Genomic DNA, 25420 nt, shown 5'->3' on the forward strand with positions numbered 1-25420 from the left:
ATGGAAAACTTTTGGCAGACCTGTTCCGCGCAGCTGGAACTCGAGCTGACGCCGCAGCAATACAGTGCGTGGATCAAATCGCTCGTCGTGCTCGATTACGAGGACGGCAAGCTGCGCATTGCAGCGCCGAACCGGTTCAAGCTCGACTGGGTCAAGACGCAGTTCGCCACGCGCATCACCGAGCTCGCCTGCCAGTACTGGGAGGCGCCGGTCGAGGTGCAGTTCGTGCTCGACCCGAAGAACAACCCGGCCAAGAAGCCGGCGGGCCCTGCCGCGACCGGCACTGCGGGCGGCGGTGCGACCAATTTCGACGCACCCCGCCAGCCGGAGCAGCCGAGCCAGGGCAACGTGAACATCGCCAACTCGCCCAAGCGCGAGCAGAGCCGCATCAACACGGACCTGACCTTCGAAAGCTTCGTCACCGGTAAGGCCAACCAGCTGGCGCGCGCCGCTGCGATCCAGGTTGCCAACAACCCGGGCGTCTCGTACAACCCGCTGTTCTTCTACGGCGGCGTCGGCCTCGGTAAGACCCACCTGATCCATGCGATCGGCAACCAGGTCATGGCCGACAACCCGAATGCGCGCATCCGCTACATCCACGCCGAGCAGTACGTGCGCGACGTCGTCACCGCTTACCAGCGCAAGGGCTTCGACGACTTCAAGCACTACTACCACTCGCTCGACATGCTGCTGATCGACGATATCCAATTCTTCGGGGGCAAGAGCCGCACGCAGGAAGAATTCTTCTATGCGTTCGAGGCCCTGATCGCGGCCAAGAAGCAGATCATCATCACCTCGGATACCTATCCGAAAGAGATCACCGGCATGGACGACCGCCTGATCTCGCGCTTCGACTCCGGCCTGACGGTGGCGATCGAGCCGCCCGAGCTGGAAATGCGCGTGGCGATCCTGTTAAAGAAGGCGCAGTCCGAAAACGTGACCCTGTCGGACGACGTCGCGTTTTTTGTTGCCAAGCACCTGCGCTCGAACGTGCGCGAGCTGGAAGGCGCGCTGCGCAAGATCCTGGCCTACTCGCGCTTCCACGGCAAGGACATCACCATCGACGTGGTGAAGGAAGCCCTCAAGGACCTGCTGTCGGTGCAGAACCGCCAGATCTCGGTGGAGAACATCCAGAAGACGGTGGCGGACTTCTTCAACATCAAGGTGGCGGACATGTACTCCAAGCGGCGCCCGGCGAACATCGCCCGCCCGCGCCAGATCGCGATGTACCTGGCCAAGGAGCTGACGCAAAAGAGCCTGCCGGAGATCGGCGAGCTGTTCGGCGGCCGCGACCACACCACCGTGCTGCACGCGGTGCGCAAGATCGCCCAGGACCGCCAGAAGAATGCGGAATGCAACCACGAGCTGCATGTGCTGGAGCAGACCCTGAAGGGCTGATTTCCCGTAGGGTGGTCGGCTCTGCCGACCACGCGTTCAAACTTCGGTCGCAATGTGGCAGAGCATGATGTAGCTGAACGCGCGGGCGGCAATGCCGCCCACCCTACGAAAAGCGGTTGTCGCCCATATATTCGAAGAGGTTTGTGTTCTCTTCCGGCAATTGGCAAAATAGAGCGATAGCAATAAATAAATTAATACTTAACTGAGGATATCTATGCAACTGGTCAAAACCACCCGAGACACGCTTCTCCGGCCACTGCAGATCGTGAGCGGTATTGTCGAGCGTCGGCACACCATGCCGATTCTGGCCAATATCCTCATTCGCAAGGACGGCGAAAGCGTCTCGTTCCTCTCGACCGACACCGAAGTCCAGATCACCACGCTCGCGAACATCGGTTCGGGCGACGACGTGACCGGCACCACGGTGGCGGCGCGCAAGCTGCTGGACATCCTGCGCGCGCTGCCGGAATCGGGCGACGTCACCATGACCCTGCAGAACAAGCGCCTGGCCGTCCAGAGCGGCAAGTCGCGCTTCGCCCTGCAGACCCTGGCCGCGGAAGAATTCCCCACCGTGTCGGTGGCCGACAGCTACAACGCCTCGGTGACCCTGCCGCAAAAGACGCTGAAGCACCTGTTCAACATGGTGCACTTCGCCATGGCCCAGCAGGACATCCGCTACTACCTGAACGGCCTGCTGCTGGTGCTGGACGGCAACAACATCATCGCCGTGGCCACCGACGGCCACCGCCTGGCCTTCTGCCAGGTGGCCACCGAGCAGTCCTTCGAGCGCCAGGAAGTGATCATCCCGCGCAAGACCATCATCGAACTGCAGCGCCTGCTGGAAGAAAGCGACGAAGAGGTCCGCCTCGACATCGCCGCCTCGCAGGTAAAACTGACCTTCGCCGACATCGAGCTGGTCTCGAAGCTGGTTGAGGGCAAGTTCCCTGACTACACCCGCGTGATCCCGAAGGGCTACAAGAACGAGTTCACGATCGGCCGCGATGAGCTGCTGCGTTCGCTGCAGCGCGCCGCGATCATGACCAGCGACAAGTTCAAGGGCGTGCGCTGCATCATCGAGCCGGGCATCATGAAGATCAGCTCGACCAACGCCGACCAGGAAGAGGCCGTGGAAGAACTCGAGATCGACTACGGCGGCGACACCATCGACATCGGTTTCAATGTCACTTACCTGCTCGACGTGCTGAACAACCTGAAGTGCGACCAGGTGAACATCGCGCTGGGCGACTCGAATTCGTCGGCCCTGATCTCGATTCCCGACAATGGCGACTTCAAGTATGTCGTCATGCCGATGCGTATCTGATCAGCGGCTCCGGGATCGTCGCCAGCTGAGTTAGTACTGTAGTGCCCGATTAGCTATCACCGTCATCCCGGCGTCGGCCGGGATCCAAGTTTGCGTGAACATCAGGAACTTGGGTTCCGGCCTGCGCCGGAACGACGGGTCCAGGTTGCGGCTTATGGCAGGCAACCTGGATCACCCGTTTTATAGAAAGCAGTCCATGTCCGAGAATACCCAACCAGAAATGACCCCCGTCCCCAAAACGGACGATTACGGCGCGTCCTCGATCCAGATCCTGGAAGGCCTGGAAGCGGTGCGCAAGCGTCCGGGCATGTACATTGGCGACACCTCGGACGGCACCGGCCTGCACCACCTGGTGTTCGAGGTGCTCGACAACTCGATCGACGAAGCCCTGGCCGGCTACTGCACCGAGATCCACGTCACGATCCACTCCGACAACTCGATCTCGATCACCGACAACGGCCGCGGCATCCCGACCGGCGTCAAGATGGACGACAAGCACGAGCCGAAGCGCTCGGCAACCGAGATCGCCCTGACCGAACTGCACGCCGGCGGCAAGTTCAACCAGAACTCGTACAAGGTGTCCGGCGGCCTGCACGGCGTGGGCGTGTCGTGCGTGAACGCCCTGTCGAAGCTGCTGCGCGTGACCGTGCGCCAAAAAGGCAAGGTACACCAGCTGGAATTCTGCCGCGGCGTCCCGGTGGACCGCCTCATCGAAGTGGTCGACGGCGTCGAAGTCTCGCCAATGAAAGTGCTGGGCGAGACCGACAAGCGCGGCACCGAAGTGCATTTCTGGGCCGACGAAGAAATCTTCACCACCGTCGAGTTCCACTACGAGATCCTGAGCAAGCGTATCCGCGAACTCTCGTTCCTGAACAACGGCGTCAACATCAAGCTGAGCGACCACCGCAGCGGCAAGGAAGAAGTGTTCGCTTTTGAGGGCGGCACCCGCGGCTTCGTCGAGTACATCAACAAGGCCAAGAGTGTGTTGCACCCGACCGTGTTCCAGGCCACCGGCGACCGTATGTCGGACCAGGGCACCAACATCTCGGTGGACGTGTCGATGCAGTGGAACGACGCCTATAACGAGCAGGTGCTGTGCTTCACCAACAACATCCCGCAGCGCGACGGCGGCACCCACCTGACCGGCCTGCGCGCGGCGATGACGCGCGTGATCAACAAGTACATCGACGAGAACGACTTCGCCAAGAAGGCGAAGGTGGAAATCTCGGGCGACGACATGCGCGAAGGCCTGACTTGCGTGCTGTCCGTCAAAGTGCCGGAGCCGAAGTTCTCGTCGCAGACCAAGGACAAGCTGGTGTCGTCGGAAGTGCGCGGCCCGGTGGAAGAAATCGTCGCCAAGACGCTGACCGACTTCCTGATGGAGAAGCCGAACGACGCCAAGATCATCTGCGGCAAGATCGTGGAAGCGGCGCGTGCGCGCGAAGCGGCGCGCAAGGCGCGCGACCTGACCCGCCGCAAGGGCATCATGGACGGCCTGGGCCTGTCGTCGAAGCTGGCCGACTGCCAGGAACGCGACCCGGCGCTGGCCGAGCTGTACATCGTCGAGGGTGACTCGGCAGGCGGCTCCGCCAAGCAGGGCCGCGACCGCAAGTTCCAGGCCATCCTGCCGCTGCGCGGCAAGGTGCTGAACGTGGAAAAGGCGCGCTTCGAAAAGATGCTGTCGTCGGAGCAGATCACCACCCTGATCGCGACGCTGGGCACCTCGATCGGTCCGGACGAATTCAACGTCGACAAGCTGCGCTACCACCGCATCATCATCATGACCGACGCGGACGTCGACGGCGCCCACATCCGCACCCTGCTGCTGACCCTGTTCTACCGCCAGATGCCGGAGCTGGTGGAGCGCGGCCACATCTACATTGCGCAGCCGCCGCTGTACAAGGTAAAGCACGGCCGCGACGAGCGCTACCTGAAGGACGACCTGGAAGAAGCGAGCTACATGATGATGGTGGCGCTGAACGGCGCCTCCCTGATTCCGCGCGAAGGCGCCGAGCCAATCGTCGGCGAAGCGCTGGCCGAGCTGGTGCGCCAGTACAACCTGGCCAACGCCATCATGATGCGCCTGACCCGCGTGATCGACCGCGCGGCGCTGACCGCGATCATGGGCGGCGTCACCCTGCAGATGACCACGCTGGAAGACGCCACCGCCTCGGCCCAGGCAATGGAAGCGGCCATCAATGACCCGGCCGTGAAAGTGGTCGTGCGTTCGGACGAACTGAGCGAAAAGCACGCGCTGCGCATCGAGCGCATGCGCCACGGTAACGTGAACGTGACCTCGATCGACGCCGACTTCGTGCAGAGCAACGACTACGCCGTGCTGGCCAACGCCGCTGCCACCTTCCAGGGCCTGATCGGCGAAGGCGCCATCATGCGCCGCGGCGAAGGCGAGAAAATGAAGGAGTTCGCGGTGCGCGGCTTCCACGAAGCCATGCTGTGGCTGCGCGACGAAGCCGAACGCGGCGTGACCAAGCAGCGCTACAAGGGTCTGGGTGAGATGAACCCGGAACAGCTGTGGGAAACCACGATGGACCCGACCGTGCGCCGCCTGCTGAAGGTGCAGATCGAGGATGCGATTGCAGCGGACCAGATCTTTACTACCTTGATGGGCGATGAAGTCGAGCCGCGGAGGAACTTCATTGAGTCGAATGCGCTGCAGGCGGGGAATATCGACGTCTGATCGTCCTGCCTCTTCAAGCAAACGGCCTCGTATGAGGCCGTTTTTATTTCTGTTATCGCTTGCGAAGCGACACCCTCAATCCTGCTCGGGAATCGGTCCGATCACCAGGAACTGGTACGACATCGCACCGAGAAAAGCAATGCCCGCGCCCGTCAGCAAGGCCGGCACGAAGGACCAACTCTGCGCGATATAGCCGGTGAAAATCGGCGCCAATGCGCCACCGATGAAGCCACCGAAGTTCTGGATCGCGCCAAGCGACGCCACCCGGCTGCGCGGCGCAACCGCGGTCGCCAGCGACCACGAACAGGCCGAGGCCGCGTTGGCGAGGAAGATCACGACCGAGATGCAGGCAATCGCCGCAGTATTACTCTCGACCAGCGCAGCCGGAATCGTGAACGCCACCATGCCCAGCATGGCCAGCACCACCGCCGTGCGGCGCCCCTTCACAGCGGAAGCCGCATGCCGGGTAATCCGATCGGACGCCCAGCCAGCGATCAGCGCGCCGGCGAAGCCGCACAGGAAGGGAATCGTGGCCGCCACCCCGACGTAGGCCACGTCCATGTGGCGCTCGGTGCGCAGGTAGCCCGGCAGCCAGGTGAGGAAGACCCAATTCAAGTACACCGAGCCAAAGAAACCAAGCAGCATGCCCCAGGTGGCGCGGTGGCGGAACAGTGCGCGCCACGCCGCGAAACCTGCCGTTGGCGCGGCTTCGATGCTTTGGCCTTCGTCCAGGTAGGCACGCTCGGCCTCCGACAGCTCTTCGCGCACCGGGTCGCGATACAAGGCGATCCACACGACGGCCGCGACAATGCCCAGCGCTCCCGTGACGAAAAAGGCCCAGTGCCAGCTGGTGGCGGCGATCAGGGGTGACAGGCATAAGGGTGCGAGCGCAAAACCCAGCGGGGAGGCCGAGTTATAGATCCCGGTCGGTGTGCCGCGTGCGCGCAGCGGGAACCAGTTGCTGACGACCCGCGCCGCCGATGGAAACTGCGGCGCCTCGCCGATCCCGAGCACGATACGTGCGAGCACGAACCAGCCGAAGGTCGAGACCAATCCGCCCGCAGCCTGCGCCAGCGACCACACCACCAGGCCAGCGCCGAGCAGCCAGCGCGGGCCGATCTTGTCGACCAGCGCGCCGACCGGGAGCTGGCACAAGGCATAGCTCCAGGAAAAGGCCGACAGCAGCAGGCCCATCTGGCCGAGCGAGAGATCGAGGTCGACCCGGATGAATTCGTTGGCGACGGCGAGCGTGGCGCGGTCGAGGTAGTTGATGACGCCCGTGACGACCAGCAGGACGAGTGCCAGCGTTTGACGGCGACGGATGCGCGGAGGTGCGGCTTGACTGCCAGGGATATCGATCATGTCGAGATCGTATCAAATCAGTGTTAATGCGGGGAAAGATATTCTCTGCCCTACCCATTTATGCAGGACATATTGTTATTGATGAGATATTGAACAACAGCTAGACTGGCCGGCAACGAGCGCCGACCAACCCATGTCCGACTTCACCATCACCGCCACCGATGCCAAGGCCTGGAGCGACGCAGAGCTCGCCGCCACGATCAAGGCGTATCTGCAAATGCTGTACGCGGAGCTGAACGGTGTGAGCTATAACAAGGCTGCGGTCAATCGAACACTCCGTGCCGGCCCACTCGCCGGTAGGACAAAAGCGTCGATCGAGTTTCGAATGCAGAATATCTCGGCTGCTTTGTATGAACTCAAGATGCCGTACATTGCCGGCTATCTCCCCGCACGCAACATCGGCTCGGCAGTCAAAGAGAAGATGATCTCCCTGTTAAGCGCGGAAGGTATCGAGTCGCTGGAGGCGTATGTCCCGACGCCTGATGCCGATACGCTGTCAAAGCGGGTCGCCGACCTACGCCAACGGCATCTTGGCGCCGTGCCCAAGGGGGCGCAGTTGCCCCGCACGGCGACGGTAACGACGACAAGCTACGTGCGCGATCCGGCCGTGAAAGCATGGGTGCTGCAGGCGGCAAACGGCTGCTGCGAAGGCTGCGGCGTCCCCGCACCGTTCATTGGCATGGATGGGCTGCCCTACCTGGAAGTCCACCATGTCATGCCCCTGTCCAGCCATGGCTCGGACCAGACGACAAACGCGGTAGCGCTTTGTCCAAATTGTCACCGTCGCTGCCACTATGCGAAAGACCGCGACGAGTTCAAGCTGGCCTTGTATCAACAGGTGCCGCGCCTTGCTGTCGAAGTACCGGAACCGGTCGAGCAAGCGATTTTCGGCTGAAACCTGTTGTCCGACGATTTTCTGTGGATCCTGATCGAAAAGCCCGAGGCAGGCCGGGGCTTTCGATCATCCGCTAGGTTTTTATGAACATGTCCCGTAAGCGTAATACCCCGCCGACGTCCTCCGCACATCCGTGTACGCCGTCGTCATGTAATAGCCCAGGTACTGGTTCGAGTTCACCGCATACACCTGCCCGTCCGAGCCCAGGTAGGCACGCCCCGCCGACACGTGCGCGTAGTTGCTGGCAAACCAGGAGCTGCACGTATACGGCGCCGCCGCATTGCCGCTGACGATCTTGTCGATCATGGTCTTGATCGCCACCATCTGCCCGCCGCTCTTGGCCGGGAAGTTCACGTCGTCGTGCCCCCACCAGTCCCAGCATCCGCCCGGGTTGTTCGCCTTGGCCATCGCCTGCGGATACAGCACGACGATGTTGTTGGTGTCCGCCCAGCGGTTGTAGCCGGCGTTCTGGTAGAAGGCCGTGCCGACACTGGCGACGTTCTGCATGCAGCCGTGGAAGGCCACGTGCAGGCGGCAGGACTGCCCGGCGGCGCAGGCGGCAGGCACGTAGGCGTAGCCGCTGCTCGCCATACCGTGCGTGTTCGGGTTGCGGTTGCCCCAGAAGGCCGCCTGGTCGAAGTTGATGAAGCTGCCGCTCAAGGTGCCGGCGTTCTTCGCGTTCAGCGGCCCGTAGATCCACTTGAGGATCTCGCCTGCGGTGTCGAAGTTGCAGTTGTTGACGTAGGGCGAACCGTTGATGGCGCAGCCGCTGCCGAAGAAATCGGTCGGGATCGAGTGCTCGGCCGTCAGGTTGTTCTTGTAGACGATGTTCGCGGACGGGACGTAGTTGCCGTACATGGTGCGCAGGTCGTTCATCACCGGCTGGCGCACGGTGGAGTCGATGGTGCCCGACATCAGGTATACCTTGGATGCCGCCATGTTGCCGGTCGGGTCGATGTAGCCGTTGCCCGACCAGGTGTTCACCACCGAGATCAGGTAAGGCAGGTTGCGCGATGCGGTGTTGGCCATGCACGGACCGGTCGCGATCAAGGCATTGCCCTGCGAGCAGTAGACCGGCCCGCCGGCAATGATGCCGGCGCCCTTCTTCACCGTCTTCGAATACGCGAAATGCATCTGCGCCGCCATGTGGGCGCCGGACGAGAAGCCGGAGACCGACACCTCGTTGACGCTGACGTTGTACTTGGGCAGGGCGATGACCGCGCCATGGGCGCTGGTGGCGAGCAGGCTGAGGACGAGCGTTGCCAGCCCCGTCGATGTGCGAGTGGTGTAGTTCAATTCCGTCTCCGATGTTGTCGTCGTTATGTGGAGTCGTCGTCGTGCGACGATCCAGCCATGCTCGCGCCTGGCTGGTTCAGAATAGTTGAGGTAAGGACATAGTCAAGCGAACATCAGGCGCATGAATGCACAGACGGTGTGCATCAATTCACCGGGAGTATCCGTGAGGGATCCTCGTTGGGCGGTCACCTAATGATGTGGCAAGCGTCGGACACGCAGAAAACTTCGAGACTGAGCCTGTCAGATTTTCTGTGTGAAACGGGGTCATGAAATAATGCCGAAAGGACTGTTCCATGACCGACGTAATGACCACCAAAAAGCCCAAGAAGCAGAAAGCCGCATACCCGTTCCCCGTCGAGCTGATCGACCAGTTGCTTGCCCAGGTTGAGAACAAGGACGCCGAGTCGATTCTCGGCGAATCCGGCTTGGCCGGGCAGCTCAAGAAGATGCTGGCCGAGCGCATGCTGTCGGCCGAGCTGAACCATCATCTGGCCAACGAGGGCGAAGGCAGCAAGAATCACCGCAACGGCAGCAGTCCGAAGAAGGTGCTCACACCCAGCGGCGAGCTTAATTTGGACATCCCACGCGATCGCCTGTCGAGCTTCGAGCCCAAGCTGGTCGCCAAACACCAGCGTCGCATGGCGGGCTTTGACGATCACGTCATCAGCATGTACGCACGCGGAATGAGCGTGCGCGAAATCCAGGGGCATTTGCTGGAGTTGTACGGTACCGAGGTATCGCCCGACCTGATCTCGACCATCACCGACGAGGTGCTGGAAGAGGTCTCGCAATGGCAGCAGCGCCCGCTCGAAGCGATGTACCCGATCGTCTATTTCGATGCGCTGCGCCTGAAAATACGGGACGAAGGCACGGTCAAGAACAAGGCTGTTTATCTGGCTTTGGGCATTCGCGCCGATGGCCGCAAGGAAGTGTTGGGCCTGTGGATCGAGCAAACCGAAGGCGCCAAGTTCTGGCTTAAGGTCTTCAATGAACTGAAGAACCGCGGACTGGACGATGTCCTGATCGCTGTCGTCGACGGCCTGCGCGGCTTCCCCGAAGCCATCGAAGCGGTGTATCCCCAGGCGCAGATCCAGACCTGCATCGTGCACCTGATCCGCAATTCGACAACCCTGGCGGCTTGGAAGGACCGCAAGGAGCTGGCAGCGGCCTTGAAACCCGTCTACCAGGCCGCCAACGCCGACCTGGACGAAGCGGCGCTGGACGCGTTTGCGGCCGGGCCCTGGGGCACCAAATTCCCGACTGTGGCAGCGATGTGGCGGCGCCAATGGCAGCAGGTGATTCCTTTCTTCGCCTATCCGCCGGAAGTGCGCACAATTATCTACACGACCAACGCCATCGAGAGCTTGCATATGCGCCTTCGGAAGATCGTCAAGAACCGTGGCCACTTCCCCAGCGACGAAGCGGCGACCAAATTACTCTTCCTGGCCTTGCGCAATATCGAGAAAGACTGGAAGATGCCGCAGCGTACCTGGAAGCAGGCTGCCAACCAGTTCGCCATCATGTTCGGCGAACGCTTCACAAACGCCATTACCTAACTACGAATTCTGGCCCCGCACACAGAATTTCTGACAGGTCCTCGAGACTGGGCTCAATCTATCCATGTCTCAAAATGAAACGGCCTCTTCATGAGGCCGCTTTTATTTCCGGGCCCGTACTACGATCTGCCATTTCGTGAAGGCGCCTCGATATTCTCCTCAAACTCGTTTAAGCGTTCCATGACCGTCCGGTTCTTGGCGTACTTGCGCTTCAACTGCTGGAGTTTCTTGTCGGTGCCGGTGCAGAGTTTGCGAATTTCGCGCTCGATTTCCCGCATGCGCTTCTCATCGGGCGGGTCGGGGAACTCGCCGCGGAAGTGGTCGCAGCCCTCTCGCTGATCCACGAACTTGGCAACATCGGAAGGAAGACGTGCTTCCACAGCGATTGCTGGACCGAGGCCAAAGTAAAGTACGCACAGCACAGCTTTAATCACTAGACGCATATTTATGCTCCCGTATCTGACCAATGAGGATCATCGCGACCGCGGCGGTTGTATTTGATAACGCCATAGCTTGCGCCCACGACATGTAGCTGAGGGTTCATACCTGTACGCGGGAAAGTCGATATCTCGACAACATTTCCGTAGGCGTCAGGCAGCGTCAGTGCCCTGGCCCAACTGATCGTCATATCGATTCCGGATGCGTGCACGTGGCGCGAATTGAGTGATGGCGCCACACCAAGCCGCTCCATCCTGAATGCACGCACCATCTCACGCGCTGCTGCAATGGATGGCGCATCCGCATACTTTTCGTCCCTATCGTAGTGTTTCCACGATATCGGTACCCCATCCATGGCAGGGACATTTTCAGCGCTAACAACACGGTTGGCGATCTTCCAAGACCAATGCATCAGATAGGCACGCTTCCCGGGCCGGTAAGTCGCGTTAATCGCGACTCGCGCTCCAGCAGCGCGCAACGCCTCGACGAAGGCTTCGACACGGTCACGGAACGGGGGGCGCAAATCACGGAGGTTTTCGGATCCACCGTATCGAGAAACCCAGTGACGACCACTCGGTTCCAATGTTACTTCTGTCCTACTCGTATTCACCTGCTCGACTGTTCGGTTGTTAGTCATGCTGGCTCCACGTTATAACAACAAACTATTAGATATGAGCCCTATATGGAGGTTTTGCACGCGTTGGGTCCGCAGTACAGGCTGATCCAGACAATGGCTGCGACGATACCAAGCTCTCCGGAGACGTTCCTGGGCCAAGACCTGACTCGTGCGCCGCAAGCCCATGCCCTCTACGCGCACTTTTTCGCCGCGAGATCCCAACCGCCGGAAGTACTGCCGCTGGTGCCACCGCGGATGACTTGGTGGGTGTAGGTCCACTTCACCTTCGTAAAGCAGAGACCGATATCATCCTCAATCAGCCCACCACCGCGCATGTTCTGTTCCATATGGGACACCAGCACATTTTCCAGCTCGACCTGGTAGTACTTCACCGGCTTGCCGTCGCCATCTGCGCGCATAAATTCCAATTTGGCCTTGGGAATGGTCTTGCCCATCGAGCAGTGTTGCATGAGGAGCGGCGAGGCCATGTCGGCGAGCTTGGTCAGGGAGATAGTACGGTGCTCGCAGTGGCCGGCCGTGTGCCCGCCACCGGTGGACTTGCTCCTAACCGTAGCCTGCTCGACGCCCCAATGCGCCGAGGTCAGCTCGATCCACCCTTGGTGCCCGCTGTCGGCCGACTCGCCCTTGATTCCCTCGATTTGCAGGTATGCGTCAATTGCCATGTTGTGCTCTCCATGTGATTGATACCGGACGGACCATTCTGAAGCGGCACAGGGGCAGGGAAATTAACAAGGCGCAGGTCGGAATGACTTAGTCACGCCGGTCTTATTAGCGCACAATTCATGAATTGGATGAAGACCGTCAGGCCCGGGACGTCTTGCTGAGCATTCGCGAATTTGCCGCATCAGCTCGAAGCTTTGGTAGCTGGCTCGCGTACGTTTGCCTGAGGCAACCCAGCTTCCCAGGGCTGAGTTGCTATAGTGAGCATTACCAGCAACCAGCCGGAGCACGAATCCATGCGACTTCTTCAACAAGCCGCCACCATCATCGGAGGAACCTTGCTATCGTCAATCGCACTCGCCGCGCCTGAACAGCAGGCTGCGGCCTTCATGGACATCTATTCCTCGCACTGCCTGAAGTACCTGCACGACTTCGACGGCCTGCGCAAGCAGCTCGCGCCCCTGCCCCAGCTGCCTGCGGAGGCGGCGGCGATGTTCCTGCAGGGCGCCAAGGGCAGCGCTTGGTCGGTGCCGAGCAAGCACGGCCAGTTCATCCTGGTGGTCCACTCGGACAAGAACCTGTGCGCGCTGTACGCCAAGACGGTGCCGGCCGCGACCACCCAGGCGATGTTCGAAAAGGTGGTGGGCAAGGCGCCCGAGCCTTTCCGCAGCGAGCGCAAGCGCAATACCTCGGACAAGGGGCCGGACGGCGTCAAGAGCACCGTGGCCTACGAATGGAGCACGGATAAATCGCCGCGCAAGCCGCTGTTCGCCCTCACGACCACCACCAGCAAGAACAGCGTGGCGCAGGGCGTGGCCACCGCGGCCATCGGCCACTGAGGCCCGGCTCCCGGTCGGCGCTGCGGCGCCTGGCTGGGCGAAGCTCGCTCAGGGCAGCTTGATCTTGACCACGGCGTTGCCGGAAGTCAGGTACAGGTTGCCCTTGCCGTCGTTGGTGATGCCCCGGATCGGCGCCAGGCTGCCCGGCAGGCCTCCGGCCTGCAGCGTATTGGCGCGCGCGGTGCCGGCCACCGTCGTCACCACGCCGTCGGGGGTGATCTTGCGCACCAGGTTGTTGACCGCATCGGCCGCATAGACGTTGCCCTGCGGGTCGACCGTCATCGCCACGACTTCTTCGAAGCTGGCCGCGGCCCCGGCGCCGTTCGCCGCGCCGCGCGTGTTCGGCGTGCCGGCCAGGCGCGTCAGGACGTTCATGTTGACGATGATCGCATTGTTGGTCTTGCTGATCGTGCGCTGCAGGTCGAACACATAGACGTTGTTGTTGCTGTCGGTTGCCACGCCGCGCGCTTCCGCGGTACGCGTGCCGAACAGGTCTTGCGCCACTTCCGGGCCTTCCAGCATGCTGGTGGTGCCCGACACGATGCGCCGCGTGCTCAGGCCATTGGTCACCAAGAGGTGGTCGCGCCTGTCGACCGCGATCCCTTTGGGCATCACCGCAGCCATGCTGCCGCTGGTAACGTTGCTGCCCACCGGGATGGTCGTGAACGTACCGACCTGCCCGTTGCTGCCGACGCTGCGGATGCGCAGTTCGTCGGTGACGAACAGGGTGCCGTTGCTGCCGATCGCCAGCGCGCCGGGCTCGACGAAGCGGGCGCGGTCGCCGGCGCCGTCGATGTACTGGCTCGAGCCCGGGGCGCCGGCCAGCGTGGTGACGACGCCCTCCGGCGTAATCTTGCGGATGCTGTCGTTGCCGGTGTCGGCCACGTACAGGTTGCCGGCGGCGTCGATGGCGATGCCGCGCGGCCCGTTGAAGCGCGCGGCGGCGCCGGTGGCATTGGTGCTGCCGGCATCCGTCGCGCTGCCCGCGACGATGCTGATGGCGGTCTGCACCGGCGCCGGTTCCTCGTCATCGTCCTCCTTCGGCGGATGGTCGCCGCAGGCGGCCAGCAGCGCCATCAGGGCCGACGCGCCCAGGAGCTTCAGGCGCAGTCGCGCAGCGTTTCCTACGGCGGGTCGCTTCATGGTGTTCTCCGGAATTCGATCCCTGAAATGCTAGCACGGGGCCAAGCCCCGGGCCGGCCGATTTCCATGCCGCCGGAATAAGATCAAGCCCGGGTGCGAATTGCTCACAGTTTGAGCTCGCCGCCCCCGCTCATCCGGTCGAGAAACTGCACCGATGCCCGCTCGCTCATCACCAGCACCAGCTTCAGGCGCGCGCGCGTCATGCCGACGAACAGCTTGCGCAGGGTGAGTTCATCCATCTCTTCGAAGTCGATCTCGGTGAAGATCAGCGCCGGCGCCGACTGGCCCTTGAAGCGGTACACCGATTCGGCCAGCAGCCCGCCCTCGCGGAACACCGGGTTGCCGAACAGGTCGTAGGCGCCGGTGAAGGAACGCAGCGTGTGGGCGTCGCTCAGTTTATCCAGCTTGAGGATGGCGGATTTTTCGCGCCCGCGGAAGGAGCAGATCGCGATGTCCTGGCGCCCGAAGCCAGCCGCCAGACAGGTCGTGACGGCGCGCCGGGTCTGCGCCAGCATGGCCTCGACGTCGCCTTCGGGGTAGGTGAGCTCCTCGATGTCGGCGCCCTTGAACGGGCTGCCCGCTTCCACCGGCTGGCTGACGGCGCCGATCGAACCCAGCATCTGCACCACTTCGCGCGGGCTGCGGTAGTTGGTGTTCGAGTGCAGCACCACCCAGCCGGGCAGCGGCACCATGTCCTTGCCGTACAGGTTCTGGTCCGGATCTTCCATCCAGATGGCGCGTCCGCCTTGCTTGAGCATGCGCAGCACGATGTCGCGCCAGGTCACCGAGAAATCCTGGCCCTCGTCGACGATGAGCACGTCGTACTGCCAGGTCTCGGGCAGGTCGGCCGAGGCCAGCGAAGACTCGATCTCGGCCCAGACGGCGGGCGAGGCGTAGTCGGGCGTCTTGCCCTGGGCGCGCAGCCAGGCGTCGCACAGTTCGTGGAAGTTGGCCACGCGCCCGCCGGCGGGCACCAGGCGCCCGATATGGTCGGCCAGCGGGCGGTTGAAGCAGACGTAGAGCGGGCGCAGGCCGGCGTCCAGCGCGGCCGTGTATTCGGCCAGCGCCAGCTGGGTCTTGCCGCTGCCGGCGGTGCCCATGACGCGCAGGCGGTAGGGAGAGAATTCGAGCCGGCGCGCCCAGGTGGCCAGGCCGCCGGACAGGCGCGTCACCATTTGCGTGGCGCAGCCGATCATCGAGCTCGGGTCCGGACGCAGGCTCAGGGTGTCGCCGAGAAAGCGCGTGACCCGGTCGAACTCCTCGGTGCGCGGCGTGAGCGGCAAAATCTCGCGGATCGTGGCGCCCAGCCGGCCCTTGGTGCTGGCGTCGATGATGTGGCTGGGATCGATGCCGGCCTGCTGCGGGTCCTTCACGATGTAGTCGGGGCAGTACAGCAGGTAGTCGATCGACAGCTCGCCCTGGTAGCGCTTGGCGAAGCCTTCGATGGTGTGCAGGATCTGGTGGCGGATCCTGCGCGGCTTGCCCTGGTAGTTCTTGACCAGGCCGTCCGTGCTTTCGTTCAGGAAGCCGGCGATCTGCTCGATGAGCAGCAGCCTGCCGTTGGGCGCCACGATGATGAAGTCGATGTCGCCGTAGGCCGAGAAGCCATGCTCGACGTTGGTCCAGTGCACGCCGTGGTAGATCTCGTAGGGCGTATCGGACAGGCGCTTCTCGAGCAACGTCAGGGTTTCGATTTCACGCGCGGCGGAACCGGTGACGGACATCTCGCGCCAGCCGGCAGGATGGATATGGGCCATGGATCGTCGGGCTCACCTGTTTTATGGATGAAAACATTGTAAGGCCGATCACGCCTGTTGCCAGCACTGTTGAATTTCGTAGGGTGGGCGGATTCCGCCCACGCGGTGATTGTTACCGGCGCCGATATCGCGCCGGATGATCTTGGCGCAAACTATCACCGCGTGGGCGAGAAACTCGTTCCACCCTACGCATACCCGCGCAGTTCGGCGGCGAACGAGCGCACCTGCGCGCAGCTGTCGGCCGCCGCCCTGGCGCACCAGGCGCTCAGCGCTTCCATCAGCTGTTCCTCGCTGGCCAGCGAGCGCTGCCACAGCTGGGCGAGCTGCTCGCGCAGGGCCTGCACCCGGCGCAGGGAGTCGCTGGCGGCCAGCAGGCGGCCCAGCCGGCCCCGCTCGTCGCGGTCCAGGTAGCCCGGGTCGCGGCTCAGCAGGCGCAGGGCCGATTTGCGGTCGAGGCCGGCGCCAAGCGCCATGCCGCGCAGCTCGCGCCGCCACACCGGCCGGAGCCGTGCATTGAGCGCCGCCATCACCCGCGCCCGGTTGGCCAGCACGGCGCGCAGGGTGGCGGCATCGACCCTGGCGTGGCGGTAGCGGATGCCGGGCGGCGCCGGCAGGGGCCGCGCCTTCGCCAGCCCCAGCCATTCCAGTACGCGGATGTACATCCAGCCGATGTCGAATTCGTACCATTTCACCGACAGCTTGGCCGAGGTGGCAAAGGTATGGTGGTTGTTGTGCAACTCTTCGCCGCCGATCAGCACGCCGAAGGGCAGGATGTTGGTTGCGGCATCAAGGCAATCGAAGTTGCGGTAGCCGATGGCGTGCCCCGCACCGTTGATGACGCCGGCGGCCAGCACCGGGATCCACAGCATCTGGATACCCCAGACCGACAGTCCGATGATGCCGAACAGCAGCACGTCGACCACCAGCAGCAGGCCCACGCCCTGCCAGGTGAAGCGGCTGTACAGGCGGTGCTCGATCCAGTCGTCCGGGCAACCGGCCGCATAGCGGTGGATTGCCTCGCGGTCATGGCTGGCGGTACGGTAGAGTTCGGCGCCGCGCAGCAACACCGTGCGCAGGCCCACCTGGCGCGGGCTGTGCGGGTCGCCCGCGCGCTCGCAGTGGGCGTGATGACGCCGGTGGATGGCCACCCATTCGCGCGTGACCATGCCGGTGGTCAGCCACAGCCAGAAGCGGAAGAAATGCGCAAGGAAAGGATGCAGCGACAGCGCGCGGTGCGCCTGGTGGCGGTGCAGGTAGACGGTGACGGCAACGATGGTGACGTGCGTCGCCAGCAAGGTGTAGGCGAGGATGCCAAGCGCGGAGGCGCCGGCCAGGCCATCGGCCAGGAAACGTAAGAACTCGTCCATCGCATGCTCCCGTGATCGGCTGCGAGGCTCGAGTATGCGCGCTTCCCTCGCGGGAAGCGCACGCCTGCGTACGACAGGCTACATCGGGATCAGCGGCGGCGTGGCGCCGGACGCGGGCCCGAAGGTCCCCGGTTTTCGATGTGGCGGAAGGTGATGCGTGCCTTGTTCAGGTCGTACGGCGACATTTCCAGGGTGACGCGGTCGCCCGCCAGGATGCGGATGTGGTTCTTCTTCATGCGGCCCGAGGTATAGGCGATGAGCTTGTGACCATTGTCGAGCTCAACGCGGAAACGCATTTCGGGCAGGATTTCGGACACCAGTCCGTTCATTTCGATCAGTTCTTCTTTGGCCATGTCATTCTCCTTATGCTGTTGGACGACCCGCGCGGCGCGCGGGTCGATGAAACGTCGGTCGCACCATCCGGTGACGCGGGGCGGTGTTGGTGTGCTGGCCTGACCGTGACCAGAGAGAGAACAGAAAGCGCGCAGCCTGCGAGGTGCGAGGGCGGGGTGCGGAGGCTTGGGCGGCGCCGCCGCGCATCGTTGCACTGGCGGAGCCGAAGGAAAGTCGGAAGCGCTGCTTCGACGACAGGCCTCCAGTATACCAGTGATGGTGCTGCGGTGCAGAAATGGGCCACATTCTCGATTATTGCCCTATTGCTATACTGCGTGCTTTGACGGAGGCCTGATGAAGTCGATATCCCTGATGATGCCGCTCCTGCTGGCCGGCGCCGCCTTGCCGGCCACGGCCCAGGACGCGATTCGCTGCACCCTGCTGGTCGATGCCGATACCGGCAAGACGCTGGTGCGCGAGGGTCAGTGCGAGCAGCGCGTGACGCCCGCCTCGACCTTCAAGGTGCCGATCAGCCTGATGGGCTTCGACAGCGGCGTGCTGGTCGACGAAGACACGCCGCTGCTGCCCTTCCGCCAGGGCTACGTCGACTGGCTGCCGGAATGGCGCAGCGCCACCAATCCGTCCGCGTGGATGAAGTATTCGGTGGTGTGGTATTCGCAACAGGTCACCACGCGCCTGGGCGCGCAGCGTTTCCAGTCCTACCTCGACCGCTTCGAGTACGGCAACCGCGACGCCTCCGGCAATCCGGGCAAGCGCGACGGGCTGACCGAGGCCTGGCTGGGCAGTTCGCTGAAGATCTCGCCCGACGAGCAAGCCGTGTTTCTGCGCAAGCTGGTCAGCCGCACGCTGCCGGTCTCGGGCAAGGCGGTCGACATGACCACGGCCCTCATGCGCTACCCGCGCCTGCGCAACGGCTGGGACCTGTACGCCAAGACCGGCAGCGGTGCGGAGCCGGGCGCGCTGCCGCATGGCTGGCTGGTGGGCTGGGTCAGCAGGGGCAAGCGCACGATCGTGTTCGCGCGGCTGGAACAAGATGCGCAGCGTGTGCCGGGCGGCCGGGCCGGACTGCGCGTGCGCGATGCGTTCATCAAGGAGCTGCCGGCCTTGCTGGAGCGGTTTTAACACGGTCGTACGTATTCTGCACCGCACAATTTTTTCTTGACAGGCGGTTCACTCGTCTTTTAGAGTGGATCGCATGTCTTTCCACCCGCATCTGTCGACTTCCCTACCTGCCGCCGGCGCGCTATCGCCGGCCGCCCTGCTACTACGCGCGTAATCCACGCCCTAGGTCCCGGCACCCCGGCCGGCCAGCAAGTTTCAGGAAAGTTGTACCGATGTCCAAAATTGCCTCACCCACTCCGTCGTTCTCCGCCACCAGCGCCCTGCTGGCCGCCGGCGCGCGCGCCCGGTTTCGCCTGCTGCTAAAACTACCGACCGGTTGCCGGGCCTAGCGTTCGTGGCCCGTCCGGCAGCCTGCCGCCACAGCACCGCCCCACCGGGCTCGTCGTGTCACGCAACCAGGAGCAACACCATGCTGAAGAACCCCGCCGCCAAATACCGTCCTTTCCCCGCCGTCCAGCTGCGCGATCGCCAGTGGCCGAGCCGCAGCATCACGCACCCGCCGATCTGGATGAGCACCGACCTGCGTGACGGCAACCAGGCCCTGATCGAGCCGATGAGCCCGGAGAAGAAGCTGCGTTTCTTCGAGATGCTGGTAAAGATCGGCATCAAGGAAATCGAGGTCGGCTTCCCGTCCGCCTCGCAGACCGATTTCGACTTCGTGCGCATGCTGGTCGAAGAAAACCGCATCCCGGACGACGTGACCATCATCGTGCTGACCCAGGCGCGCGAGGAACTGATCCGCCGCACGGTGGAATCGGCGGTCGGCGCCAGGCGCGCCATCGTCCACGTCTACAACTCGGTGGCGCCGGTGTTCCGTCGCGTGGTGTTCGGCATGGGGCAGGACGAGATCGTGCGGATCGCCGTCAAGGGTACGCAGCTGATCAAGGAACTGGTGGCGCGGCACCCGCAGACCCAGTGGGGCCTGGAATATTCGCCGGAATCCTTCTCCACCACCGAGCTCGATTTCTCGAAGCGGATCGTGGACGCCGTGAGCGCCGTGTGGCAGCCCACGCCCGAGAACAAGATGATCGTCAACCTCCCCTCCACCGTGGAAGCGAGCACGCCCAACGTCTACGCCGACCAGATCGAGTGGATGTGCCGCCACCTGGAACGGCGCGAGGCGCTGGTCGTCAGCGTACACCCGCACAATGACCGCGGCACCGCCGTGGCGGCGGCCGAGCTGGCCGTGATGGCCGGCGCCGACCGCGTCGAAGGCTGCCTGTTCGGTAATGGCGAACGCACCGGCAACGTCGACCTGGTGACCCTGGCCATGAACCTGTACACCCAGGGCGTCGACCCGGGCCTGGATTTCTCGGACATCGATGCGGTGCGCCAGCTGGTGGAAGAATGCAACCAGCTGCCGGTGCACCCGCGCCACCCGTATGCGGGCGACCTGGTCTTTACCGCGTTCTCGGGCTCGCACCAGGACGCCATCAAGAAGGGCTTCGCGGTGCAGCAGGCGGACACGCTCTGGGAAGTGCCCTACCTGCCGATCGACCCGGCCGACCTGGGACGCAGCTACGACGCCGTGATCCGCGTCAACAGCCAGTCCGGCAAGGGCGGCATGGCCTATCTGCTGGCGCAGGAATACGGCCTGGAGCTGCCGCGCCGCCTGCAGATCGAGTTCTCGCGCGCGGTGCAGCGCGTGGCCGATGCAAGCGGCCGCGAGATCGCCGCCGCCGATATCCACGCGCTGTTCTCGCGCGAATACCTGGAGCAGGACACGCCCTGGGAGTACGTGGCGCACCGCATGCTGGAAGACAGCGCGCACGGCGTGCAGATCGCGCTGGACCTGCGCCACCAGCACCTGCCGCAGGCGCTGGCCGGCAGCGGCAACGGCCCGATCGACGCTTTTGTCAACGCGCTCGGCCTGGACATTCGCGTGATGGACTACCACGAGCATGCGATCGGCCGCGGCGCCGATGCGCGCGCGGCCTGCTATGTCGAACTGCGCGTGGGCAGCGGCCAGACCCTGTTCGGCGTCGGCATCGACAGCAATATCCTGACGGCTTCGTTCCGCGCGCTGCTGTCGGCGGTGAACCGGCATATCGCCGTCGCGGGCAGCGCCGACACGGCCGTCGCCGCCTGAGGCCGCCTGGATCAGCGGATAAGTGCTGCGCGCCAACGGCGGGACCACCTGAGAGGACAAGGACTATAATCGGCCGCATCGTTATCGCAAGCGTTCGTGCCCATGTCCTACCGTCTCGCCATTTTCGACTTCGACGGCACGCTGGCCGATTCCTTTCCCTTCTTCATCAGCGTGTTCAACCAGATCGCCGACCGGCACGGTTTCCGGCGCGTGAGTGCGGCGCAGGCGCACGACCTGCGCCACCACGATGCCCGCACGATCATGCGCCAGGTCGGCATGCCGGCCTGGAAACTGCCGCTGGCCTCGCGCAGCTTCATCGGCCTGATGCGCGACAACGCCGCGAGCATTCCGCTGTTCGACGGCGTCCATGAGGCGCTGCAGGGGCTCGACCGGGCCGGCGTGCGGCTGGCGATCGTCTCGTCGAATTCGGAGCAGAACGTGCGGCTGGTGCTGGGCCCGCAACTGAGCGCCCTGTTCGGCCACTACGAGTGCGGCATGTCGGTGTTCGGCAAGGCCGGGCGCATCCGCAAGGTAGTCAGGCGCGCGGCGGTGCCGGCGGCGCATGCCTTGTATGTGGGCGACCAGGCGCTGGACGGCGAGGCCGCGCGCCGGGCCGGGGTCGCCTTTGGCGCGGTGAGCTGGGGCTACGCCCCGATCGAGGCCTTGCGGCGGGTGGCGCCGCTGCCCGATCTCGAGTTCGGCTCGCCGGCCGAGCTGTTGCACATCCTGCACCCGCGCGCCGGGTCTGCGGCTAGCCTTTGACGCACACCACCTGCTTGAGGGTATGTACGACCTCGACCAGGTCGCGCTGCGCGTGCATGACGGCGTCGATGTCCTTGTAGGCCATCGGGATCTCGTCGATCACGCCCTCGTCCTTGCGGCATTCCACGCCCCGGGTCGCCCGCTCGGCATCGGCCCTGGTGAAGCGGCGCTTGGCTTCGGTACGGCTCATGACGCGCCCGGCGCCGTGGCTGCAGCTGTGGAAGCTTTCCGGGTTGCCCTTGCCGCGCACAATAAAACTCTTCGCGCCCATCGAGCCTGGAATGATGCCGAGCTCGCCTTCACGGGCCGCTACCGCGCCCTTGCGCGTGACGAAGACGTCCTTGCCGAAGTGCTTTTCTTTCTGCACATAGTTGTGGTGGCAATTGACAGCCTCTACGTGGGTTTCGAAAGCTTGGGGAATGAGCTCGCGCATCGCCCGGATCACGTTGTGCATCATCACTTCGCGGTTGATGCGCGCGAATTTCTGCGCCCAGCCAACCGCCTCCACGTAGTCGTCGTAGTGCTCGGTGCCTTCCTCGAGGTAGGCCAGGTCCTGGTCGGGCAGGTTGACCATGTGGCGCCGCATGTCCTGGCGCGCCAGTTCGATGAAGTGGGTGCCGATGGCATTGCCGACGCCGCGCGAACCCGAGTGCAGCATCACCCAGACGAAGCCCACCTCGTCCAGGCAGACCTCGACGAAATGGTTGCCGCTGCCTAGCGTGCCCAGGTGCTTGTAATTGTTGGTGCCGCGCAGCTTCGGGTACTTGCGGCAGATGGCGTCGAACTCGCCCTTGAGTTTCGCCCAGCCGGCGTCGACCGGCGGCGGCGGGTTGGTCCAGGAGCCGGTGTCGCGGCCCGGATGTTTGCGCGTCCTGGGCGACATCCCGTGCGGCACCGCCTGTTCGATGGCGCTGCGCAGGCCGTGCAGGTTGTCGGGCAGGTCACACGCGCGCAGGCTGGTCCTGGCGGCCATCATGCCGCAGCCGATGTCCACGCCGACCGCCGCGGGAATCACCGCGCCCAGGGTCGGGATCACGCTGCCGATGGTCGAACCCTTGCCGACATGGACGTCCGGCATCACGGCGACGTGGTGGAACACGAAGGGTAGTTGCGCCAGCTTTTCCAACTGTTCCTTCGCCTCGGGCTCGACCGGGACGCCCTGCGTCCACATCTTGACCGGCTTGCCACCCTGCGGCGAGAGCAACTCGATGCCCGATGGGGTGTGGGTAAGGTGCTGTTTCATGCGACCTATCTTCGCGCAAATCGACAAACGCTGCTGCGCGCGTCGAATCCGCGCACTCCCTGCCACAGATCAAGGAGTGCTTTAACACAGGCACAAGACTGGAGGATGTTTCAAACAAGAAAGGACGACCATGCGCGCCATCGGCAGCCTGCCCGCACTCCTCGTGCTTCTGTTCGCACTTCTGCTCGCACCTTCCTGCCCGGCGCAGGAAACGCCGGCATCGTCGGCACGCTTCCTGACCTGGGAAAACGACAGCCCGTTCAAGACCGACCGCCATTACACCAACGGCATCCAGCTCGTCTCGCGCGACACCGAAGATGCCCGCGGCGAGCTGGCCCGGCGCTGGACCGGCGCTGCCTGCCGCCTGTTCGGCTGTGACGAGGCCCGCTTCCTGTTCACCCAGCACAGCGTCGGCCAGCTGATGTATACCCCGGCCGACATCACCGTGGCCGCGCCCCAGCCCTTCGACCGTCCCTGGGCCGGCCTGCTCTACGCCGAGCGCCAGTGGCTGTTCCTGGCGCCGGATGGCGCGTCGCTCACGACCCTGGCGGCCCAGGCCGGCGTCACCGGGCGGCTGTCGCTGGCCGAACCGGCGCAGAAACTGTTCCACCGCGTCTTCGACCGCCCCCGGCCGCAGGGCTGGGACAAGCAGGTCGGCAATACGCTGGCGGTGCTGGTGTCGGCCGAACGGCGCTCGGCCTGGCCGTTCCTGTCCGGCGAACTGGCCGGCGACGTGCGGCTGCACACCGCCGGCCACTGGCGTCTTGCCGTGGGCAGCATCATGAGCTATGCCGCCGCCGGCGTGAGCGTCACGATCGGCAAGAACCTGCCGCTGGTGGCGCCGGCGCCGCCGGGCATCGTCCACCGCGTGGGGCCCGTGGACAGCGCCTGCATGTGGCATTGGGTCCAGTGCACGCTGGTACTGGGCGCGGAAGCGCGCGGCATGGCCTACAACCTGTTCCTCGAAGGCCGGCCATGGAGGGACGACCCGGGCGTGACGCCGCGGCGCTGGGTGGGCGAGCTGAGCGCCGGACTGAGGCTGGACTTTCCCGGTACGCGCGGGCGCGAACACGGGCCCTGGTTCGTGCAGCTGCGCGCCACCCGCCGCAGCGCCGAGTTCCGGGCGCCGGTTCCGGTACCCCGGCACACCATCGGCGCGCTGACGCTGGGCACGGAATTCTGATGCCCTGCCGCGGTTGCGTCGGCACCATGGCCCTTCTATACTCCATCAGACGATGCACTCATGCATCAATTGACCACGGAACCGCCATGCGCAAGCCCATCTCCCTGCTCACCCCACTGCTCGCCTCCCTGCTGCTGACGGGCTGCGTCAACGACTCGGCCAGCTACCAGATCGAGGGCAACGATCATGCGTTGACGCTGCGTGTGGTGCAGGATTATTTCTGGAGCAAGCATGCGACGCTGCGGCTGACCGCCGCCCGGCTGCCGGACTGCCAGCGCCAGATGGCGCTGGGCGAAGTGTCCCTGTCGGGTCTGGAGATCGAATTGTTCGCGAGCGGTCCCGACGTGTACACGCTGCGCGCGGGAGAGGATGTCTGGCAGGTCGACGCCCGCTCGTGTACCGAACTGGAAGCGCCGGCAGCGGACGCCGTTACCGGCGAGGCACTGGGCAGCTTCCACCTCGACGAGCGCGACAAGCTGGTATTCGCGCCGGCGTCCGACCAGCAGTAAAACGGCCAGGGACACCGTATAACCGCGCGTATAACCGCGCGTAGAACCGTGCGTAGAACAGCGCAGGACAGCGCGACCGGCCAGGAGCCCGTCCACGCTTCCTGCGTGCGTTGGATCCCCTCGCACCGACGCAGGCCGCGACCGGTGCCTTGCCGGCCGCGCTGACCTGCCCGGACGCCGATCAGGGGCGCAGCCAGCCGCGCCCGATCGGCACCGCCAGCACCCGGCGGTATACCTTTTCCGTCGCCGGCAGCAACTGGGCGCAGGCCGTCCGCAGCGCCGGCGTATGGGCCAGCAATGCCATCGCCGCCGACATGGCGAGCGCGCCGGCCATGTCCTTGGGCCAGTGCACGCCCAGGTAGACGCGCGACCAGGCCACCACCAACGCCAGCGGCAAGAGCAGCCATCCGATGCGGCGCGCTTCCTGCACCCGGCTGAAGGCCAGCACCAGGGACACCGAGAAGATGCTGGTAGCGTGGTCGCTCGGGAACGAACTGTCCGGATCATGCAGCAGGAAGGTCTGGCCGACGTCGAGCACGAAGGGTCGCGGGCTGTACCAGAAATGGCCGATCAGGGCGTTCAGGGTGAGCGCACAGACCGCGGCAATGAAGGCGCGCAGCGCGACCTCGCGTGCCGCGCCGCCGCCGAGCCACAGCATGACGAGCGACATCGGCACAAGAAAAATCAGCCACTGTGCGGCGAACACGGCGCCCATCAATTGCCAGCCGGTCAGTCCGGCGTGGGCGTTGAGGGCGGAAAACAGGATAAGGTTGACATGCTCGAACATGGTG

The 25420-nt window shown here is 64.1% G+C and carries 22 protein-coding genes; 11 read left to right on the forward strand and 11 right to left on the reverse strand.

The features are described 5' to 3' along the window. From dnaA to gyrB, 3 genes are all read left to right on the forward strand, one after another. Positions 1–1398 carry a chromosomal replication initiator protein DnaA gene (gene dnaA / locus IM543_00005; GenBank protein ID QOY94357.1) on the forward strand — a complete coding sequence of 466 codons (1398 nt, stop codon included), beginning with the start codon at positions 1–3 and terminating at the stop codon, positions 1396–1398. A 214-nt stretch (positions 1399–1612) separates the two neighbouring features. Further along, positions 1613–2719 carry a DNA polymerase III subunit beta gene (locus IM543_00010; protein ID QOY94358.1) on the forward strand — a complete coding sequence of 369 codons (1107 nt, stop codon included), beginning with the start codon at positions 1613–1615 and terminating at the stop codon, positions 2717–2719. Positions 2720–2915: 196 nt separating this feature from the next. Next, the gene (gyrB, locus tag IM543_00015) at positions 2916–5417 is read left to right on the forward strand and encodes a DNA topoisomerase (ATP-hydrolyzing) subunit B (protein QOY94359.1); all 2502 of its coding nucleotides are present in this window, start codon (positions 2916–2918) and stop codon (positions 5415–5417) included. 75 nt (positions 5418–5492) lie between these two features. Here the strand turns inward: gyrB and IM543_00020 are convergent, their stop codons facing one another. Then, a complete protein-coding gene (locus IM543_00020) occupies positions 5493–6779 on the reverse strand; it encodes an MFS transporter (GenBank protein QOY94360.1) in 1287 nt (428 codons plus the stop codon). Between the two features lie 133 nt (positions 6780–6912). Between IM543_00020 and IM543_00025 the strand changes: the two genes are divergently transcribed. Further along, positions 6913–7674, forward strand: coding sequence for an HNH endonuclease (locus IM543_00025; protein ID QOY94361.1), 762 nt, complete (start codon positions 6913–6915; stop codon positions 7672–7674). Between the two features lie 81 nt (positions 7675–7755). Here the strand turns inward: IM543_00025 and IM543_00030 are convergent, their stop codons facing one another. Next, positions 7756–8940: a PHA-depolymerase-like protein gene (locus IM543_00030; protein QOY96444.1), complete on the reverse strand. Its 1185-nt coding sequence runs from the start codon at positions 8938–8940 to the stop codon at positions 7756–7758. A gap of 335 nt (positions 8941–9275) precedes the next feature. Here IM543_00030 and IM543_00035 point away from each other — a divergent pair, with 335 nt between their 5' ends. Beyond that, positions 9276–10526 carry an IS256 family transposase gene (locus IM543_00035; protein QOY94362.1) on the forward strand — a complete coding sequence of 417 codons (1251 nt, stop codon included), beginning with the start codon at positions 9276–9278 and terminating at the stop codon, positions 10524–10526. Between the two features lie 119 nt (positions 10527–10645). On the opposite strand, the gene IM543_00040 is transcribed toward IM543_00035, so the two are convergent. The 3 genes from IM543_00040 to IM543_00050 all read right to left on the reverse strand — a co-directional run bounded on the left by IM543_00040 (position 10646) and on the right by IM543_00050 (position 12263). Next, entirely contained in the window at positions 10646–10969 is a 324-nt protein-coding gene (locus IM543_00040) for a hypothetical protein (GenBank protein QOY94363.1), read from the reverse strand. Positions 10970–10971: 2 nt separating this feature from the next. Continuing rightward, a complete protein-coding gene (locus tag IM543_00045; protein ID QOY94364.1) occupies positions 10972–11601 on the reverse strand; it encodes a peptidoglycan-binding domain-containing protein in 630 nt (209 codons plus the stop codon). 170 nt (positions 11602–11771) lie between these two features. Continuing rightward, entirely contained in the window at positions 11772–12263 is a 492-nt protein-coding gene (locus IM543_00050) for a type VI secretion system tube protein Hcp (GenBank protein ID QOY94365.1), read from the reverse strand. Between the two features lie 336 nt (positions 12264–12599). On the opposite strand from IM543_00050, the gene IM543_00055 reads away from it, so the two are divergent. Then, positions 12600–13100: a hypothetical protein gene (locus IM543_00055; GenBank protein ID QOY94366.1), complete on the forward strand. Its 501-nt coding sequence runs from the start codon at positions 12600–12602 to the stop codon at positions 13098–13100. A gap of 48 nt (positions 13101–13148) precedes the next feature. Here IM543_00055 and IM543_00060 read toward each other — a convergent pair whose 3' ends face one another. The 4 genes from IM543_00060 to infA form a co-directional block, all read right to left on the reverse strand. Further along, positions 13149–14243, reverse strand: coding sequence for a hypothetical protein (locus tag IM543_00060; GenBank protein QOY94367.1), 1095 nt, complete (start codon positions 14241–14243; stop codon positions 13149–13151). A 104-nt stretch (positions 14244–14347) separates the two neighbouring features. Then, positions 14348–16000, reverse strand: coding sequence for an ATP-binding domain-containing protein (locus IM543_00065; GenBank protein QOY94368.1), 1653 nt, complete (start codon positions 15998–16000; stop codon positions 14348–14350). A 185-nt stretch (positions 16001–16185) separates the two neighbouring features. Then, positions 16186–17367, reverse strand: coding sequence for a fatty acid desaturase (locus IM543_00070; GenBank protein QOY94369.1), 1182 nt, complete (start codon positions 17365–17367; stop codon positions 16186–16188). Between the two features lie 89 nt (positions 17368–17456). Beyond that, complete coding sequence (gene infA, locus IM543_00075) at positions 17457–17720, reverse strand: translation initiation factor IF-1 (GenBank protein QOY94370.1); 264 nt, start codon at positions 17718–17720, stop codon at positions 17457–17459. A 334-nt stretch (positions 17721–18054) separates the two neighbouring features. Here infA and blaOXA point away from each other — a divergent pair, with 334 nt between their 5' ends. The 3 genes from blaOXA to IM543_00090 all read left to right on the forward strand — a co-directional run bounded on the left by blaOXA (position 18055) and on the right by IM543_00090 (position 21694). After that, positions 18055–18843 carry a class D beta-lactamase gene (gene blaOXA / locus IM543_00080; GenBank protein ID QOY94371.1) on the forward strand — a complete coding sequence of 263 codons (789 nt, stop codon included), beginning with the start codon at positions 18055–18057 and terminating at the stop codon, positions 18841–18843. A 409-nt stretch (positions 18844–19252) separates the two neighbouring features. Beyond that, on the forward strand, positions 19253–20932 hold the full coding sequence (gene leuA / locus IM543_00085) for a 2-isopropylmalate synthase (protein ID QOY94372.1): 1680 nt from the start codon (positions 19253–19255) through the stop codon (positions 20930–20932). Between the two features lie 102 nt (positions 20933–21034). Then, positions 21035–21694, forward strand: coding sequence for an HAD hydrolase-like protein (locus IM543_00090; GenBank protein ID QOY94373.1), 660 nt, complete (start codon positions 21035–21037; stop codon positions 21692–21694). Here the strand turns inward: IM543_00090 and IM543_00095 are convergent. Further along, on the reverse strand, positions 21684–22937 hold the full coding sequence (locus IM543_00095; protein ID QOY94374.1) for an RtcB family protein: 1254 nt from the start codon (positions 22935–22937) through the stop codon (positions 21684–21686). The genes IM543_00090 and IM543_00095 overlap by 11 nt on opposite strands. A gap of 130 nt (positions 22938–23067) precedes the next feature. Here IM543_00095 and IM543_00100 point away from each other — a divergent pair, with 130 nt between their 5' ends. Together IM543_00100 and IM543_00105 are read left to right on the forward strand one after the other, a co-directional pair. Next, the gene (locus tag IM543_00100) at positions 23068–24120 is read left to right on the forward strand and encodes a lipid A deacylase LpxR family protein (GenBank protein QOY94375.1); all 1053 of its coding nucleotides are present in this window, start codon (positions 23068–23070) and stop codon (positions 24118–24120) included. An 86-nt stretch (positions 24121–24206) separates the two neighbouring features. Further along, positions 24207–24629 (forward strand): hypothetical protein, encoded by a 423-nt coding sequence (locus IM543_00105; GenBank protein QOY94376.1) that lies wholly within the window; start codon positions 24207–24209, stop codon positions 24627–24629. Positions 24630–24810: 181 nt separating this feature from the next. On the opposite strand, the gene IM543_00110 is transcribed toward IM543_00105, so the two are convergent. Continuing rightward, positions 24811–25416 carry a phosphatase PAP2 family protein gene (locus IM543_00110; GenBank protein ID QOY94377.1) on the reverse strand — a complete coding sequence of 202 codons (606 nt, stop codon included), beginning with the start codon at positions 25414–25416 and terminating at the stop codon, positions 24811–24813. Positions 25417–25420: the final 4 nt, after the last annotated feature.

It is taken from the genome of Massilia sp. UMI-21 (genome assembly GCA_015277795.1).
GTDB lineage: Bacteria > Pseudomonadota > Gammaproteobacteria > Burkholderiales > Burkholderiaceae_D > Telluria.

What these genes read in the sequence shown, in the direction of transcription:
- dnaA (QOY94357.1), top strand. Translation starts at nt 1, where the DNA reads ATGGAAAACTTTTGGCAGACCTGTTCCGCGCAGCTGGAACTCGAGCTG.
- IM543_00010 (QOY94358.1), top strand. Translation starts at nt 1,613, where the DNA reads ATGCAACTGGTCAAAACCACCCGAGACACGCTTCTCCGGCCACTGCAG.
- gyrB (QOY94359.1), top strand. Translation starts at nt 2,916, where the DNA reads ATGTCCGAGAATACCCAACCAGAAATGACCCCCGTCCCCAAAACGGAC.
- IM543_00020 (QOY94360.1), bottom strand. Translation starts at nt 6,779, where the DNA reads ATGATCGATATCCCTGGCAGTCAAGCCGCACCTCCGCGCATCCGTCGC.
- IM543_00025 (QOY94361.1), top strand. Translation starts at nt 6,913, where the DNA reads ATGTCCGACTTCACCATCACCGCCACCGATGCCAAGGCCTGGAGCGAC.
- IM543_00035 (QOY94362.1), top strand. Translation starts at nt 9,276, where the DNA reads ATGACCACCAAAAAGCCCAAGAAGCAGAAAGCCGCATACCCGTTCCCC.
- IM543_00040 (QOY94363.1), bottom strand. Translation starts at nt 10,969, where the DNA reads ATGCGTCTAGTGATTAAAGCTGTGCTGTGCGTACTTTACTTTGGCCTC.
- IM543_00045 (QOY94364.1), bottom strand. Translation starts at nt 11,601, where the DNA reads ATGACTAACAACCGAACAGTCGAGCAGGTGAATACGAGTAGGACAGAA.
- IM543_00050 (QOY94365.1), bottom strand. Translation starts at nt 12,263, where the DNA reads ATGGCAATTGACGCATACCTGCAAATCGAGGGAATCAAGGGCGAGTCG.
- IM543_00060 (QOY94367.1), bottom strand. Translation starts at nt 14,243, where the DNA reads ATGAAGCGACCCGCCGTAGGAAACGCTGCGCGACTGCGCCTGAAGCTC.
- IM543_00065 (QOY94368.1), bottom strand. Translation starts at nt 16,000, where the DNA reads ATGGCCCATATCCATCCTGCCGGCTGGCGCGAGATGTCCGTCACCGGT.
- IM543_00070 (QOY94369.1), bottom strand. Translation starts at nt 17,367, where the DNA reads ATGGACGAGTTCTTACGTTTCCTGGCCGATGGCCTGGCCGGCGCCTCC.
- infA (QOY94370.1), bottom strand. Translation starts at nt 17,720, where the DNA reads ATGGCCAAAGAAGAACTGATCGAAATGAACGGACTGGTGTCCGAAATC.
- blaOXA (QOY94371.1), top strand. Translation starts at nt 18,055, where the DNA reads ATGAAGTCGATATCCCTGATGATGCCGCTCCTGCTGGCCGGCGCCGCC.
- leuA (QOY94372.1), top strand. Translation starts at nt 19,253, where the DNA reads ATGCTGAAGAACCCCGCCGCCAAATACCGTCCTTTCCCCGCCGTCCAG.
- IM543_00090 (QOY94373.1), top strand. Translation starts at nt 21,035, where the DNA reads ATGTCCTACCGTCTCGCCATTTTCGACTTCGACGGCACGCTGGCCGAT.
- IM543_00095 (QOY94374.1), bottom strand. Translation starts at nt 22,937, where the DNA reads ATGAAACAGCACCTTACCCACACCCCATCGGGCATCGAGTTGCTCTCG.
- IM543_00100 (QOY94375.1), top strand. Translation starts at nt 23,068, where the DNA reads ATGCGCGCCATCGGCAGCCTGCCCGCACTCCTCGTGCTTCTGTTCGCA.
- IM543_00105 (QOY94376.1), top strand. Translation starts at nt 24,207, where the DNA reads ATGCGCAAGCCCATCTCCCTGCTCACCCCACTGCTCGCCTCCCTGCTG.
- IM543_00110 (QOY94377.1), bottom strand. Translation starts at nt 25,416, where the DNA reads ATGTTCGAGCATGTCAACCTTATCCTGTTTTCCGCCCTCAACGCCCAC.